At 33.8% G+C, this 14,357-nt stretch carries 13 protein-coding genes; 11 read left to right on the top strand and 2 right to left on the bottom strand.

Features of this window, described 5'->3' with window-relative positions; translation table 11 throughout:
* Positions 1-10 precede the first annotated feature (10 nt).
* Positions 11-1,123 (bottom strand): polysaccharide biosynthesis/export family protein, encoded by a 1,113-nt coding sequence (locus C7954_RS07925; protein ID WP_134059366.1) that lies wholly within the window; start codon positions 1,121-1,123, stop codon positions 11-13.
* 17 nt (positions 1,124-1,140) lie between these two features.
* Positions 1,141-1,944: a tyrosine-protein phosphatase gene (locus tag C7954_RS07920; protein WP_243833660.1), complete on the bottom strand. Its 804-nt coding sequence runs from the start codon at positions 1,942-1,944 to the stop codon at positions 1,141-1,143.
* A gap of 314 nt (positions 1,945-2,258) precedes the next feature.
* Between C7954_RS07920 and C7954_RS07915 the strand changes: the two genes are divergently transcribed.
* The 11 genes from C7954_RS07915 (at position 2,259) to C7954_RS07865 (ending at position 13,924) form a co-directional block, all read left to right on the top strand.
* Positions 2,259-3,497 carry a hypothetical protein gene (locus C7954_RS07915; protein ID WP_134059363.1) on the top strand — a complete coding sequence of 413 codons (1,239 nt, stop codon included), beginning with the start codon at positions 2,259-2,261 and terminating at the stop codon, positions 3,495-3,497.
* A 158-nt stretch (positions 3,498-3,655) separates the two neighbouring features.
* Complete coding sequence (locus tag C7954_RS07910; protein ID WP_089723060.1) at positions 3,656-3,967, top strand: hypothetical protein; 312 nt, start codon at positions 3,656-3,658, stop codon at positions 3,965-3,967.
* Positions 3,968-4,285: 318 nt separating this feature from the next.
* Positions 4,286-5,287, top strand: coding sequence for a LacI family DNA-binding transcriptional regulator (locus tag C7954_RS07905; RefSeq protein WP_089723061.1), 1,002 nt, complete (start codon positions 4,286-4,288; stop codon positions 5,285-5,287).
* A 16-nt stretch (positions 5,288-5,303) separates the two neighbouring features.
* Positions 5,304-5,798: a hypothetical protein gene (locus C7954_RS07900; RefSeq protein ID WP_089723062.1), complete on the top strand. Its 495-nt coding sequence runs from the start codon at positions 5,304-5,306 to the stop codon at positions 5,796-5,798.
* A gap of 209 nt (positions 5,799-6,007) precedes the next feature.
* A complete protein-coding gene (locus C7954_RS07895; protein ID WP_134059474.1) occupies positions 6,008-6,823 on the top strand; it encodes a sugar phosphate isomerase/epimerase family protein in 816 nt (271 codons plus the stop codon).
* A gap of 24 nt (positions 6,824-6,847) precedes the next feature.
* A complete protein-coding gene (locus C7954_RS07890; RefSeq protein ID WP_134059357.1) occupies positions 6,848-7,954 on the top strand; it encodes a substrate-binding domain-containing protein in 1,107 nt (368 codons plus the stop codon).
* A gap of 51 nt (positions 7,955-8,005) precedes the next feature.
* Complete coding sequence (locus C7954_RS07885) at positions 8,006-9,166, top strand: levoglucosan dehydrogenase (RefSeq protein ID WP_134059355.1); 1,161 nt, start codon at positions 8,006-8,008, stop codon at positions 9,164-9,166.
* A gap of 60 nt (positions 9,167-9,226) precedes the next feature.
* Positions 9,227-10,732, top strand: coding sequence for a sugar ABC transporter ATP-binding protein (locus C7954_RS07880; protein ID WP_134059352.1), 1,506 nt, complete (start codon positions 9,227-9,229; stop codon positions 10,730-10,732).
* Positions 10,716-11,663, top strand: a complete 948-nt coding sequence (locus C7954_RS07875) for an ABC transporter permease (protein WP_134059349.1) — start codon at positions 10,716-10,718, stop codon at positions 11,661-11,663. Before C7954_RS07880 ends, C7954_RS07875 begins: the two co-directional genes overlap by 17 nt.
* A gap of 68 nt (positions 11,664-11,731) precedes the next feature.
* Positions 11,732-12,877, top strand: coding sequence for a Gfo/Idh/MocA family protein (locus tag C7954_RS07870; RefSeq protein ID WP_134059347.1), 1,146 nt, complete (start codon positions 11,732-11,734; stop codon positions 12,875-12,877).
* Positions 12,878-12,934: 57 nt separating this feature from the next.
* Positions 12,935-13,924 (top strand): sugar phosphate isomerase/epimerase family protein, encoded by a 990-nt coding sequence (locus tag C7954_RS07865; RefSeq protein ID WP_134059346.1) that lies wholly within the window; start codon positions 12,935-12,937, stop codon positions 13,922-13,924.
* Positions 13,925-14,357: the final 433 nt, after the last annotated feature.

Genomic DNA, 14,357 nt, shown 5'->3' with positions numbered 1-14,357 from the left:
TTTTCTCCCCTTACCAACCAAAGAAGTCTTTAATTTTATTGAACCCACCAAACATAAAGAAGACTCTGGTCCAATCCACTGAATCATCTTCACCAAGCATAACTAAGTCTCCTGGCTGCAATTTTGGATTTGCAGTGAGTTCATCTTCTTCAAAGAATTTTTGCATATTAATTTCTTGAATTTCATTGTTATTACGGACCAACCTAATTTTTTCTAAATTAGCTCGATCTTTAGTATTACCGGCTCGAGCTATTAAATTAGCCAGCCTCATATTTTCGTTCCACTCATAACTGCCTGGACGGGCAATTTCACCTAAGATAGTTACTTCCTCTAAAGCAGAGGGAATATAGATGGAATCTCCATCCTGAACAATTGGATTAGCCTTCTTCTTGGCAGCCAGTGTATCTTCTACGTCAAATTCTATAGGTTTGTCATTTGAAATTAAGCGGATCTTTTCGCCTGCATTTTCTGTTAAACTTCCAGCTTGAGCTAAAAAGTCATTTAAGCGGATTTCTTTATCGTAACTTAATTCATACTGACCAGGAGCCTTAACTTCCCCCTGAATAGAAGCGGTTAACCTTTCTTGTTTGGGTACAAAAATCTGATCCCCATTCTGCAGCTGATAATTATCTTCTAAATTATTACCTCTGAGGAGTTCCTTTAAATTAACATTTAGTTTTTTACCCTGGCGCTGCAGAACTGCAGCTTCAGCTTCAGCATTTTCGGTAATACCACCGGCTAAAGAAATAACATCCAGAACCTGGTTGTCAGCTCTGATTTCATAGCTGCCTTCCTGGCGTACTTCTCCCATCACCGTTACCCTTAGTTTTCTGTAGGAGATTAGATTAACACTAACTTCGGGATTAATTATGTATTCACTGAGAGCCTCCTGCAGCTCAGTTCTAATTTCAGCTGTTGTTTTGCCCTCAGCTTTAATTGAGCCGACTAAGGGGTAAGAAATTCTTCCATCTGGATCGATTATTGTTTCTTTGCTTAAATCCTGATGCCCCCAGACTGAGATATTGATCCGGTCCCCAACGTTTAGCTTATACTGTTGGGCTATAATTGGGGCTGTAATAAAAAATAATAAAATTGCTGTAATTAAGATGATTCTTCTTTTCAAAAAGCTTCCTCCTCCACTTAAATATTTTTACTGCTGCTAAAAAAAGAAAAGAACTTTTTCAGAATTGATTTTTCTTCTCTTTTAATTTCAAATTTTTCAAGTTCATGATTTTTAGTAACTGCTTCAGCATTTTTAAGAAAAATTTCTTTGCTGCCCGGTTTTAAGCTTTCTGCTATTTTTAGCCCCTGATCCAGGCTAAAGGTTCTTTTTTTAATTCCATGAGTGTCAGAAGCCATCAGCTGTGGCAGACCAAGTTCTAAGATTTTTTCTGCTGTTTCTTTGGTTTTGCTGCCGTGCTCACTAATAAAAGAGGAGCTGTTGAGCATTAAATTCAGTCCATATTCCTCAACCCACTGGTAAAGCAGGGTAAAGTCGGCCTGAATGTAGGGATATCTTTCCGGGTGGGCAATTATAATCTGATAACCCATTGCTTTTAAGTCATGGATTAAATCGGGAAAGTAATCTGGATAAGAATTAAGATAAGTCTCTAATAATATATAGTCAGTTTCGTTTATTGTCAGAAGCTGATCTCTATAAAATAATTCTGCTGTTTTGCGGTCGATTAAAATCTCAGAACCGCTTAGAATTTCAATCTCCAGTCCGGCTAATTTTGCCTGCTGGCGCAGCTGCTGCAGTTTCTCTAAAATAAACTCCTTATAATTATCTATTTCATAGAGTGGATAATGAGAGGTAGCAGCAACCTTTTTTACTCCCTTAGCTTCCATATCTTTAAGTACTGCCAGGGATTCTTCAGCTGCAGCAGCTCCATCATCAACTTCTGTTAGAATATGTGAATGTAGGTCAATCATTATTATCACCATATTTTCTTAAATATCAGTACTTATTATAGCATAACTATAAATGGTTAACAAGATATGGCAGAGATTGATTTTAATATTTTTGGATAATCGGCTGCTAACTTTTGGAAAATTAAAAAATAGTTCTTTAATTGCTGAAATAATTGCAAAAAACTATATAATTAAGTATAATATAATTGTGTAATTTAGAAAAGATTAGCAAATTTCATTTAATTTACTAAAAATATTTTTTAAAGTTTATTTCTTCTATCTGAACATCTGCTTTTGATTTCGTCTGTCAGGGATTTTTAATTATCAGCTAACTAGGGGAATAATTTATGAAAAAAACTATTGTTATATTACTCAGCTTAATTCTAATAATTTTTACAGCTTCTGCGGCGGCCGCTCCTACTGAGAACCTGAAGAGAAAAGAAACAGAAGGTTGGTGGCTGCCTCACACTGGTACTTTTAACGGCCATTGGGATTTAGGGATGGGAGCCCATTTTTGGGATGACCATTTTAATTTACGTAATCTGCAGCTTCGGACCAATGTTGATCTGGCACCTGGACTGCGTCTTAATTCTATTCTGCGTTCAAATGAAAAGATTGACACTCTGTCGGGTTTTGACCCCAATTTTGATGAACTTTATCTGGAAGGATATGCCTTTCACAACAGTGAGCTTGGCAGGTTGAGCCTCAGCTTAAAAACCGGTAGAATTCGCTATCTTCGTTTTCCAGAACCAGATTTAATTTCCTATTTTGATCATGTACCGGGAACTGAAGATCTGCGTTTCGAGGATGCAGAAACCGGCTATAATGGGCAGATACTGACCCTTGATTATGAAACTAAAGCCGGTTTGGGCTATCATGCTGCCGGTATTAACTGGGATTATGGAGACCGAGATGGCAGCAACTGGATCGAAAACTATCTCTATTATCGAGATAGCTGGAAGTTTTTAGACTTTGAAGCCAGAGCTGGTAAACTGGCTCTCCGCCACTCTGCCGGAGAATATACGGGAAGCGGCAGCCATTTAGGCTGCAGTGGAGACGGCTATAATATTTATCTAGGTGGAAACTGGCACGGCTACAGGGCAGGTTTCTTATACGAAGAAATAGAGAACGAGCGGGAAAATGAAACTGACCGCCGCACCGGTTTTATGGTAGAGTTTGCTTTTTCAGATGTTACAGAACTGCTGGGTAAACTGCGCTTTGATTATACCCGAAGCCCGGAAGGTTTTGTAGCTCATATTCCGCTGGCTTCAGGTGATTTTGGTTACCTTGAGCAAAAACCAGAGGGGACAGAACTGGTAGGAGAAATTAAAGCTGAAAGAATAATGACCTACTGGCAGAACGGTCAGGCCAGAAATTTCTATGAACACCGAATTTCTAAATGGGGAATCACAGATCCCAGTCAGGCTGAAGTTGTAATGAAAGTTGAGCCCTGGTATCTGCAGGTCGAAGCCTTAGTCAGCCCCCACAGCTTGCCCACCAACTGGGATGAAGCAAAAGAGTGGGAATCCGACCGCCAGGGACCAGCTCAGCTAAAACAGCCTGTTACCTATAAGTTTTATCAGTAAATTTTTCTGAAAATAATTTCTTAGAACGTTAGTGTAAAATAAAAGAAAGGAGTAAGACCCTTGGAACTTGATTTAAGAATATTACAAAATGAATCTTAATTCAAGAATTTATAAAAAAGTTTTTAGAATTATCTGTAAACAAGCTTAAAAAGAGCTGAATGGATGGAGAATACATACTTCAAATAAAAATTAGATTTTTGGATAAATGTCATTTAAATAAGAAATTCTTTAAAAAACTTGGTAATTCAGAATTGGTACCTAAACTACTGGATAATATAGAAGAAAATAATATAGATAAAGTATTAGCTAACAGGTTTGAAAAAAGAGGTATGAGGTGGTCTAGAAAAGGAGCAAGAAACTTAGCAAAGATAATAATAGCAGATAGAAATAACACTTTAGAAAAGCATTTAAATAAAATCAGCTGGGAGTTTAAAACAGATGATCTAAGAAAGGCATATAATAATGTCTAGAAAAAGTATTTAAAATCAAAATATGAAGTGCTATGAGCAACAATGCCCGCTCTAAAAGGACCAAAATCAGGTCAGGACTGGGTTAAAGGACTAAAAAATATATCAGCTGATATTAACTAAAATTTAAGCTTGAAAAATGATTATCAGTAAAGAAAATATAGGATTATGTCTTTGTGAGGAAAAGTCTCCCACAAATGCTTCACACAAACTTGTTTAAAAAATTATTTGACAAATCAAAATAATTAGTATATAATTTTATCAGATGTAATCGAATACATTACAGTAATTAAATAAATACTAAAGCATAGGAATGATTTTATGACAACGATGAAAGATGTTGCAGAACTTGCAAATGTATCAGATGCTACAGTCTCTAGAGTGTTTTCTAATCCTGATGCTGTAAGTAACAAAACAAAAAAGAAAGTTTTAGCTGCTGCAGACGAACTAAATTATGAGTTGAATGTATTAGCTAGAAATCTGAGAACAATGAAAACAGAGATAATAATGGTTATTTTACCAGATATAAGTAATCCCTTTTTTTCTAAAATTGTGCGAGGAATAGAATCTGTGGCGATGAAAAATGGTTATAAGATATTATTGGGAGATACAAAAAATGATTTGAGTTTAGAGAAAGAGTATTTAAAAAATTTGGATCAAAAATATGCAGATGGGGTAATATCTTTAACTGCACGGATAGATTCGGAATTAATAAGAGAAATTTCAGAAAAGTATAATATGGTGCTGGCTTGTGAATATATTGATGAAGAAAGTGTACCAACTGTTTCTATTGATAATGTTGAAGGAGCTTATAAAGCAACAGAGCATTTAATAAAACTGGGTCATGAAAGAATTGCACATATTTCAGGTCCTAAAGATGTAATTTTAAGTCAAGACAGATTAAAAGGATATAAAAAGGCGCTTCATGATCATAATTTAAAAGTTTATGATGATTTAATTAATACAGGTGATTTTAGCTATAAATCAGGTTATAGAAATATGTCAAGACTACTTAAATTAGATAAACCACCTACAGCAATTTTTGCTGACAGTGATCAGATGGCAATTGGAGCTATTAAAGCTATTAAAAGTAATGGATTAAAAGTACCTGATGATCTCGCATTGGTCGGATTTGATAATATTGAAATAGCTTCTATTTATGAGCCATCTCTTACTACAATATGTCAGCCAATGTATCAAATTGGTGTAAAAGCTATGCAATTATTACTTGATATATTAGAAAAAAAAGAACTTGAAAATAATAAAATAAAATTGGAAAGCAAATTGATTATTAGGGATTCTTGCGGATATAAAAATATTTAAATGAAGGAGGTGTTTTATGCAGTCTTTAGAGCAGAAAATTAATTCTATATTAGAAGCTAAGAATGATGTTCATCATATTTTTAAGGAAGTAATTTCTAAAAAATCAATTTTTACTGAAAAAGAAGATATAATAGATCTAATTTTTATAAAAAGAGAACATCTAAATGAGAGAGATATTGAATCGTCAGTATATAAATCGGCTAAATTACTAGTAGCTACAACCCACGGGATAATTTTTTTAGAAGAAGGTTTTAAAGAAATTACTGATAATTATTTAGGATACAGGATTAAACATTTATATTATGACAAAATCAGCAGTATAGAATTAGACATTTGCCTTTTGGAAGGACAATTTAAAATAATTACTGATTCATCAGAAGATCCAGTAGTCAAAGTAAAATTTAATTCATCAAATTATTACGAACCCTTCGAGAATTTTGTTGATCAGATTCGAAAACAAAGATTTAACTTTAAAAATTATGAAAATAGTTTGACAAATCAAAATAAATAGTATATACTTTTGTTAGATGTAATCGAATACATCTATAATTATATATTACTACTAAATTGAATACTAAAAAAAAATTTTATTAATATATGTAATGGATTACAATTCAGGGGGTGGTGATAATGTAGTTTCATTTTTTAAAAAACAGTAATATGTAAATGCTAAGAAGCTCTTGTCAATAATAAGTGAAAAATTAGGAGGAATTATTAATGATTAAATTAGGTTATGAAACAAATACCTGGGGAGGAGTAGTTGGCCATCCTGCAGGAGTTACTTCAATTAAAGATTCTTATTATTTAGCAAATGGCTCTACAGAGGAAGCTTTAGAGGATATTGGTAATTTAGGTTATAAGGGGTTTGAAATATTTGATGGCAATCTCATGGACTTTGCTAATAAGCAAGAAGAGTTTGAAACGCTGTTAGAAAAAAATAATTTGGAATTTATAGGGGTTTATTCGGGAGCGAACTTTATTTATCCAGGTATTTTAGATGAAGAATTATATAAAATTGAAGAGGTTGTTAAATTAGCTTCAGAATTAGGTGGTACGTATCTTGTTTTAGGAGGTGGAGCAATAAGAAGTGGTGGTGTAGTAGAGTCAGATTATAAAGCTTTAGGGGAAGGGCTTGATAAAGCTGCTGAAATCGCAGATAAATATGGAATGACTGCAGTATATCATCCTCATTTAGGTACTACATGTGAAGGCCCAGAACAACTAGATAAAGTAATGAAAAATTCTGAAATTAAATTATGTCCAGATACTGCTCATCTTGAAGCTGGAGGAGCAGATCCAATTAAGGTTATAGAAAAATATATTGATAGAATTGTATATATTCATTTTAAAGATTTAAAAGATGGAGAATTTGTTCCACTGGGTGAAGGTACTCAAGATTTTTCAAAAATGCTAAAAATATTAAATGATGCTAATTATGAAGGCTGGATTACAATTGAATTAGATAGTCATGAAGATCCTAAAAAAGGGGCAAAAATAACTAAGGAATATCTTGCAGAAGAATTAGGTTTAGAATAACACAATAGGGAGAGGGAGGAAAAAATGAAAAATAATTTTAAGGTTATCAGTTTAATATTGGTTCTGTTATTGGTAATTGGTGGCACAACTTTTGCAGCAGGCATCTCAGTAACTGATGAATTACCTGATAGAGAAATTTACAGTAATGGTCCTCGTGGTAATAAGGCCACTTCTGCTAAGACACTTTCTTTAAGTGAGGATGAACTAAAAGAAATAAAATCAGGTAATTATAAGGCTGCTATTGTGATGCATTATGCAGGTAATGACTGGTCAAGAGCACAGATTAATGCCCTTCGAGAGACATTTTCGAAAATGAATATTGAAGTTGTTGCAGTAACTGATGCACAATTTAGCGTAGAAAAACAGACTTCTGATATTGAAACTGTGATGGCAAGACAACCGGATGTAATTATAAGTATTCCAGTTGATCCAACAGCAACTGCAAATGCTTTTAGACTTGCTGTCAATGCAGGCATTAAATTAGTTTTTATGGATAATGTTCCAGCTGGCTTTACTCCTGGTGAAGACTATGCAAGTGTTGTTTCTGCTGATAATTATGGTAATGGAGTTGTTGCTGCAGAAATTATGGCTGAAGAATTAAATGGAAAAGGAACAGTAGGAATAGTATATCATGATGCTGATTTCTTTGTAACAGCTCAGAGATATGAAGCATTCAAAACAACAATTATAGAAAATTATCCAAATATTGAAATAGTGGAAGAGGGTGGATTTAATAATCCATCAGAAGCATCAAATGTAGCTTCATCGATGCTAACAAGAAACCCAACCTTAGATGGAATTTTTGCTGTATGGGATGTTCCCGCAGAAGGTGTTTTATCAGCAGCACGTCCAATGGGTAGAAGTGATCTTAAAATCACTACTATTGACCTAGGAGAAAATGTAGCTTTAGATATGGCTAGAGGTGGTATGATCAAAGGACTGGGAGCACAAATACCTTATTGGCAGGGAGTTTCTGAGGCAATTATTGCTGGAAAAGCCTTGCTAGAAAAAGATGTAGAACCATATTATGCTGTACCAGCCCTTCGAGTAACTAGAGAAAACTTACTTGAAAGCTGGAAAACAGTCTATAATAGTGAAGCCCCAGAAAATATTAAAAATCAATATGAATAAAACGAATGAAAATATTTTTATTAATCAAATATATAGGAGGAATAAAATATTATGAAAAAATTAAATGTTGCTATGATAGGTGCTGGATTTATGGCAAAGGCTCATTCACTCGCTTATGCAGGTATGCCGATGTTTTTTTCACCTGCTCCAGCAATGCCGGTTAGAAAGACTTTGGTTGATATTGATGAAGAAACTGCAAAACAGGCTGCAGAAAGTTTTGGTTTCGAGAAATATACAACTGATTGGAAAGAAGCTGTTAATGATCCTGAAATAGATATCATTGACATCTGTACTCCAAATAAATTTCACGAAGAAATTGCAGTAGCTGCAGCTGAAGCAGGAAAGCATATAATTTCTGAAAAACCTCTTGCTAGAACAGCAGAGGAAGCTAAGAGGATGTATGAGGCTGTTGAAAAAGCAGGAGTAAAACATGCAGTTGCTTATAATTACCGCAGAACTCCAGCTGTTGTTCTAGCTAAGAAGTTTATTGAAGACGGAAAAGTAGGAAAAATTCTGAATTTTAGAGGAACTTATCTACAGGATTGGTCTGCAGATCCAGAATCACCACTTTCCTGGCGTTTTCAAAAAGAAATTGCAGGTTCAGGTGCTTTAGGAGATATAGGGTCACATGTATTGGACTTTGCCCGCTATTTAGTTGGTGAGATTTCTGATGTGAATGCAGTTACTAAAACCTATATTAAAGAACGTCCAGTTCAAGCAGGTGGAGTTGACAATCTTGGTACAGTAAAAGGTGAAAGTAATGTAGAGAAAAAGCCGGTTGATGTAGATGATGAATTTATGACAATGTTAAAATTTGAGAATGGAGCTGTAGGAAGTATCGAAGCTACTAGAAACGCATGGGGTAGAAATAACTTCCTTACCTTTGAAATACATGGTGAAAAAGGGTCACTTTACTTTAATTATGAACGCAGAGATGAACTTCAAGTCTGTTTTACCGATCAGGATTCAGAAAGAAAAGGATACAAAACTCTTTATACAGGTCCTGCACATCCTTACGGAGAAAATCTCTGGCCTATTCCAGCTCTTGGTATTGGATATGGAGAGACTAAAATTATTGAAGTTTATGAATTTATTAAATCAATTGTAGAAGATACTGACCTCTCTCCTAACTTTGAAGACGGTTATAGAATTGATGTTATTGCTGATGGAATTTTAAAATCAGCTTCAAAAGAAAGTTGGGTTTCGGTATAAATATTATTACCATGGCCGAAGAGGTTTTACCTCTTCGGCCATCTAAGAAAGGATGTTCTTATGAGTGAAAACATTATTGAAATGAAAAATATAGGGAAATCTTTTAACAAAACAAAAGTTTTAAATGATGTAAATTTTAATTTAAAAAATGGTGAGGTACATGCTCTTGTTGGTGGAAATGGTGCAGGAAAGTCTACATTAATGAAGATTTTAACTGGAGTATATACTAAAGAAGAGGGGAAAATTTATATTGAAGGATCTTTAGTAGATATAAAAAATCTAAATGATGCTGAAAACTATGGGATTTCTATTATTTTTCAGGAATTAAGTTTAGTACCAACTTTATCTGTGGCAGAGAATATTTTTTTAAATAATGAACCGAAGAAAAACAAATCAAAATTAATTAATGATAAAAAGATGATTGAAGAAACAAAAAAATTATTAAATGATCTTGAATTAGAAATTGATCCAAAAATTAGAATTAGTGAATTGAGTGTAGGTTATGCCCAAATGATAGAAATAGCTAAAGCTGTTTCTAAAGATGCAAAGATATTAATTATGGATGAACCTACAGCAGCTCTTTCGGAAAATGAAACCACATTATTATTTGATTTTATTGATAAATTAAAAGAAAAAAATGTATCTATAATATATATTTCTCATAGAATGGAAGAAATTTTTAAAATAACAGATAGAATTACTATATTAAGAAATGGAAAAAAAATCACTACGGTAAAAACATCCCAAATAGATATGGATAAGTTAATTGAATATATAGTTGGAAAAAATTTAGAAGAAAAATTTGAATGGAAACCTAGAAAAAATAGTTTCAAAAAAGATAAACCTGTTCTTGAAGTTAAAAATTTTTCTTCTTTCAAAAGCAATTTAAATGATGTCAACTTCAAATTATTTAAAGGAGAAATACTTGGTGTAGCTGGATTGATGGGTAGTGGTAGGTCAGAAATGGTTGAAACAATTTTTGGTTTAGATGATAAAAAAACTGGCCAAATTTTACTTGATGGAAAAGAAATTTCAATAAAAAATGCCGAAGATGCTATGGACAAAGGATTTGCATTAATTCCAGAAGATAGGCGAGAAGAAGGATTAATTTTAGATCATAGTGTTAAGGAAAATATACTCTTAACAGTTTTTGATGAGACAAAATCTCGGTTATTAATTAATAATAATATTGGAAAAGATATTACTAATAATTATATTGATAAATTGAATATTGTAACTGATAGTATGCATAAAAAAGTGAGTCTTTTATCTGGTGGTAATCAACAAAAGGTTGTTTTAGCAAAATGGTTGGCAACTGAACCTCGAATTTATTTATTAGATGAACCAACTATTGGAGTTGATATTGGAGCAAAAACTGAAATTATGGAAATTATTAGAGAAATTGCAAATTCGGGCAAATCAGTATTAGTTATATCTTCTGAATTAAGAGAACTTATGGCAGTAAGTGATAGGATTTTAATTATGAGTGAAGGTAAAGTGGTTGATAGTTTTGAAAGATCAGAAATTAGATCAGAGGAGGATTTACAACATGCAATCCAAAATTAAAGGAAGATTTCGGTTTGATTGGCAACAAAATATTGTTTTTATTGCTTTTGCATTTGTTTTCATATTTTTCGCAATAACTTTGTATAAAGATGGATTTTTATCTGTGTTTAATATTGCTAATATTTTTAGACAAACAGCAATTATTTCAGTTATGGCGATAGGTATGACATTTGTAATTTCAGCTGGAGAAATTGACTTATCTGTTGGTTCTATCACTGCTCTTTCTGCATTATCAACTGCATTAGTATTGGATGCTGGCTTAGGAATAATTATTGCATTAATTGTAGGATTAGCAACTGGAATGTTTTTCGGAGTTGTAAATGGATTTTTTGTTTCCCAAATTGGTATTCCATCTTTTCTTGTGACTCTGGGTATGATGGGAACTATTAGAGGAACCGCCATGTGGTTAACTGATACTAAACCCATACCTATTTTAAATGATACTTATAATTTTTGGTTTGGTTCTGGTAATATAGGACTAATACCGATATTATTTTTCTGGATGATATTAATCGGTTTAATAGGATATGTAGTTTATAATAAAACCACTTTTGGAAGACATACTCTGGCAGTAGGGGGAAACGAGAAAGCAGCAAAATATACTGGTGTTAAAACTTCCCTAATTAAATTTAAGGTTATGGCATTATCTGGTTTAATGGCTGGCTTAGCCGGTATGTTATATGCCGGGAGAATGCAGTCAGGAAGATATACTTTTGGAGAAGGAGATGAACTTTCAGTAATAGCTGCAGTTATTCTTGGTGGTACTAGTTTGTTTGGAGGAATGGGTACAATCATTGGTACTTTAGTAGGAGCTTTACTGATGGGAGTAATTAATAATGGTTTGATAATTGCTGGGCTTGATGTTAGTCAACAAATGATTATTAGAGGATTAATTATTATTCTTGCTGTAGCCTTAGGTAAAAAGAAATAGTGAAACTAAATATCAATTAACTTTCAAAAATAGATAAATTAATATTTTTTAAGAAAGGATTTTTCAATATGAAAAAAATAAAAGTCGGGATTATTGGTAGTGGATTTATTGGAGAGGCTCATATTGAGGCTATGAGAAGATTGAATTTTATTGAAGTGATCGCTTTAGCAGAAAATGATGTTGCTCTTGCCAAAAAACGAGCTGAAGAATTAAATATTCCTGGATATTATGGAGATTACAAAGAATTACTTAAAAATGAAGAAATTGATGCAATTCACAATTGTACTCCAAACTTTTTGCATTGTGAAATTAATATAGCTGCTATGAAAGCTAATAAAAATGTTTTTTCTGAAAAACCTCTTGCTGTCAGTTATAAACAGGCAAAAGAGCTGACCCAGGTTGCAGAAGATAGTGATGTTTATAATGGAGTTAATTTTAATTACAGACATTATCCATTAGTTAAAGAAATGAAAAATAAGATTAAGAATGAAGCTGGAAATATTAATATTGTACAGGGTTATTATCTTCAGGACTGGTTATTATACGATACAGATTATAATTGGAGAGTTAATTCTGAAGCTGGTGGAGAATCAAGAGCAATTGCAGATATTGGATCACATTGGTGTGATTTAGTTCAGTTTTTAACTGACTCAAAAATAAAAAAAGTATTTTCTAACCTAAAAATCATTCACCCATATAGAAAAAAGCCTGCAGGTGAAAACAAAACATTTGAAAAAAATAAATCCAAAGAAGCTAAATTTGACAAAATAAGTGTGAACACAGAAGATTATGGTTCTGTTTTATTAGAATTAGAAAATGGAGCTGTTGGAAATTTCACAGTTTCTCAGGTTAGTGCCGGCCATAAAAATGATTTATTTGTTGAAATTAATGGAAGTGAAAATACTTATTCCTGGTCGCAAGAAAATGCCAATCAATTATTTATTGGTCATAGAGATAAAGCAAATGAAATTTTACTAAAAGATCCTGGAATTTTATCTGAAAAGGTTAAAAAAGATTGTTATTATCCGGGCGGTCATATTGAAGGTTGGTCAGAAGGATTAAAAAATTCGATTAAGGATTTTTATAACTGTATTTTAGCGGCAGGAGACCCTGCTGATTATGATTTTGCTACTTTTGCTGATGGAGCCTTGGAAGTCAAAATTACTGAAGCAATTTTAAAAAGTTCCAGAGAAGAAAAATGGGTTGAAGTCTAAGAGAAGCTTAAAAACTATAAGACGATAAATGATAATTTTATTTAAGGGGTGTGGAAAATGGGACGTAAAGTAACTATTTTTACAGGTCAGTGGGCAGATCTATCATTTTCAGAACTGGCCCAAATAATGAGTGGAATTGGTTATGATGGTTTAGAGATTGCCTGCTGGGGTGACCATTTAGATGTTCAAAAAGCAGCCGAAGACAGCTCTTATGTTGAAGAAAAGCTTGAAATATTGGCGAAAAATAACTTGGGAGTCTGGGCTATTGGTAATCATTTAGCCGGTCAGTGTGTTGGTGATCGTTATGACCCTCGGCTCGACAATTTTGCTCCGGAAAAATATGCAGGTCAGCCGGAAGAGATAAGAAAATGGGCGGTAGAAGAGATGAAATTAACAGCGGTTGCTGCCAAAAATTTAGGGGTTGAGGTAGTAACTGGTTTTACAGGCTCACCAATCTGGAAGTTTTTTTATTCTTTTCCTCAGACAACAGAAGCGATGATTGAAGAAGGTTTTGAGCAGATAGTTGAGCTCTGGAATCCAATTTTAGATGTATTTAAAGAAAATGGAGTTAAATTTGCCTTAGAGGTCCACCCAACTGAGATTGCCTTTGATTTTTACACCACAGAAAAACTTTTAGATAAATTTGATTGGCGGCCTGAGTTTGGGATTAATTTTGATCCCAGTCATTTAATCTGGCAGGGAATGACCCCTCACCTATTCTTGAGAGATTTTAGTGAAAGAATTTATCATGTGCATATGAAAGATGCTGCTGTCAGCTTAAATGGAAGGGAAGGAATCTTAGGATCTCATCTTCCCTTTGGTGACCGCCGCCGCGGCTGGGATTTTAGATCTCTGGGTCATGGGACTGTAGATTTTGATGAAATTATTAGAGAGTTAAATAAGATGGATTATACAGGTCCTCTTTCTGTTGAATGGGAAGACAGCGGTATGGATCGGATCTATGGAGCTGAAGAAGCTCTCCGCTTTGTCCGCAATGTTGACTTTGATCCTTCTAATCTGGCCTTTGATGATTCGATGGAGAAGTAATTTTTCAATTTTTAAAAATTAATAATTAATTCTAAAGCAGTTAGTTGATCGCTTCGCTAACTGCTTTTTTTGGTGTGCTCCGTAAATTATTCTGATAATAGGTGAAAGTCCTATCTATGTTGTGGCATGTATCATGTAGAAGTCAACAATGACAGGGTGTTCACCGTGAGGTGGAATCTGAAGAGTCTGAGACGTGCTGTTAGTCCAAAACATTATGTGAACCAGAGGTGGCATCTGTAAATGGCGATTCGCCTAAGAAACGAAGAAGCTCAATGCCGGCATAACAACCATGCAATCTAGGCTGGATTTGCAGATGTGATTAGGGTTGGAATGACAGCAAGATGGAATAATTGACCGGAGGAGTTCTGTATTTGTCTAAAACTAAAACTAGTTTTAGTAAGTCGCGGTATAACCTGAACGGGAAAACCAAGAT

The sequence above is a fragment of the Halanaerobium congolense genome (genome assembly GCF_004366375.1).
Classification (GTDB): domain Bacteria; phylum Bacillota; class Halanaerobiia; order Halanaerobiales; family Halanaerobiaceae; genus Halanaerobium; species Halanaerobium congolense.
This window is presented reverse-complemented; position numbering and strand designations above follow the sequence as displayed.

What these genes read in the sequence shown, in the direction of transcription:
- C7954_RS07915 (WP_134059363.1), top strand. Translation starts at nt 2,259, where the DNA reads ATGAAAAAAACTATTGTTATATTACTCAGCTTAATTCTAATAATTTTT.
- C7954_RS07870 (WP_134059347.1), top strand. Translation starts at nt 11,732, where the DNA reads ATGAAAAAAATAAAAGTCGGGATTATTGGTAGTGGATTTATTGGAGAG.
- C7954_RS07905 (WP_089723061.1), top strand. Translation starts at nt 4,286, where the DNA reads ATGACAACGATGAAAGATGTTGCAGAACTTGCAAATGTATCAGATGCT.
- C7954_RS07875 (WP_134059349.1), top strand. Translation starts at nt 10,716, where the DNA reads ATGCAATCCAAAATTAAAGGAAGATTTCGGTTTGATTGGCAACAAAAT.
- C7954_RS07890 (WP_134059357.1), top strand. Translation starts at nt 6,848, where the DNA reads ATGAAAAATAATTTTAAGGTTATCAGTTTAATATTGGTTCTGTTATTG.
- C7954_RS07880 (WP_134059352.1), top strand. Translation starts at nt 9,227, where the DNA reads ATGAGTGAAAACATTATTGAAATGAAAAATATAGGGAAATCTTTTAAC.
- C7954_RS07885 (WP_134059355.1), top strand. Translation starts at nt 8,006, where the DNA reads ATGAAAAAATTAAATGTTGCTATGATAGGTGCTGGATTTATGGCAAAG.
- C7954_RS07920 (WP_243833660.1), bottom strand. Translation starts at nt 1,944, where the DNA reads ATGGTGATAATAATGATTGACCTACATTCACATATTCTAACAGAAGTT.
- C7954_RS07865 (WP_134059346.1), top strand. Translation starts at nt 12,935, where the DNA reads ATGGGACGTAAAGTAACTATTTTTACAGGTCAGTGGGCAGATCTATCA.
- C7954_RS07910 (WP_089723060.1), top strand. Translation starts at nt 3,656, where the DNA reads ATGGATGGAGAATACATACTTCAAATAAAAATTAGATTTTTGGATAAA.
- C7954_RS07900 (WP_089723062.1), top strand. Translation starts at nt 5,304, where the DNA reads ATGCAGTCTTTAGAGCAGAAAATTAATTCTATATTAGAAGCTAAGAAT.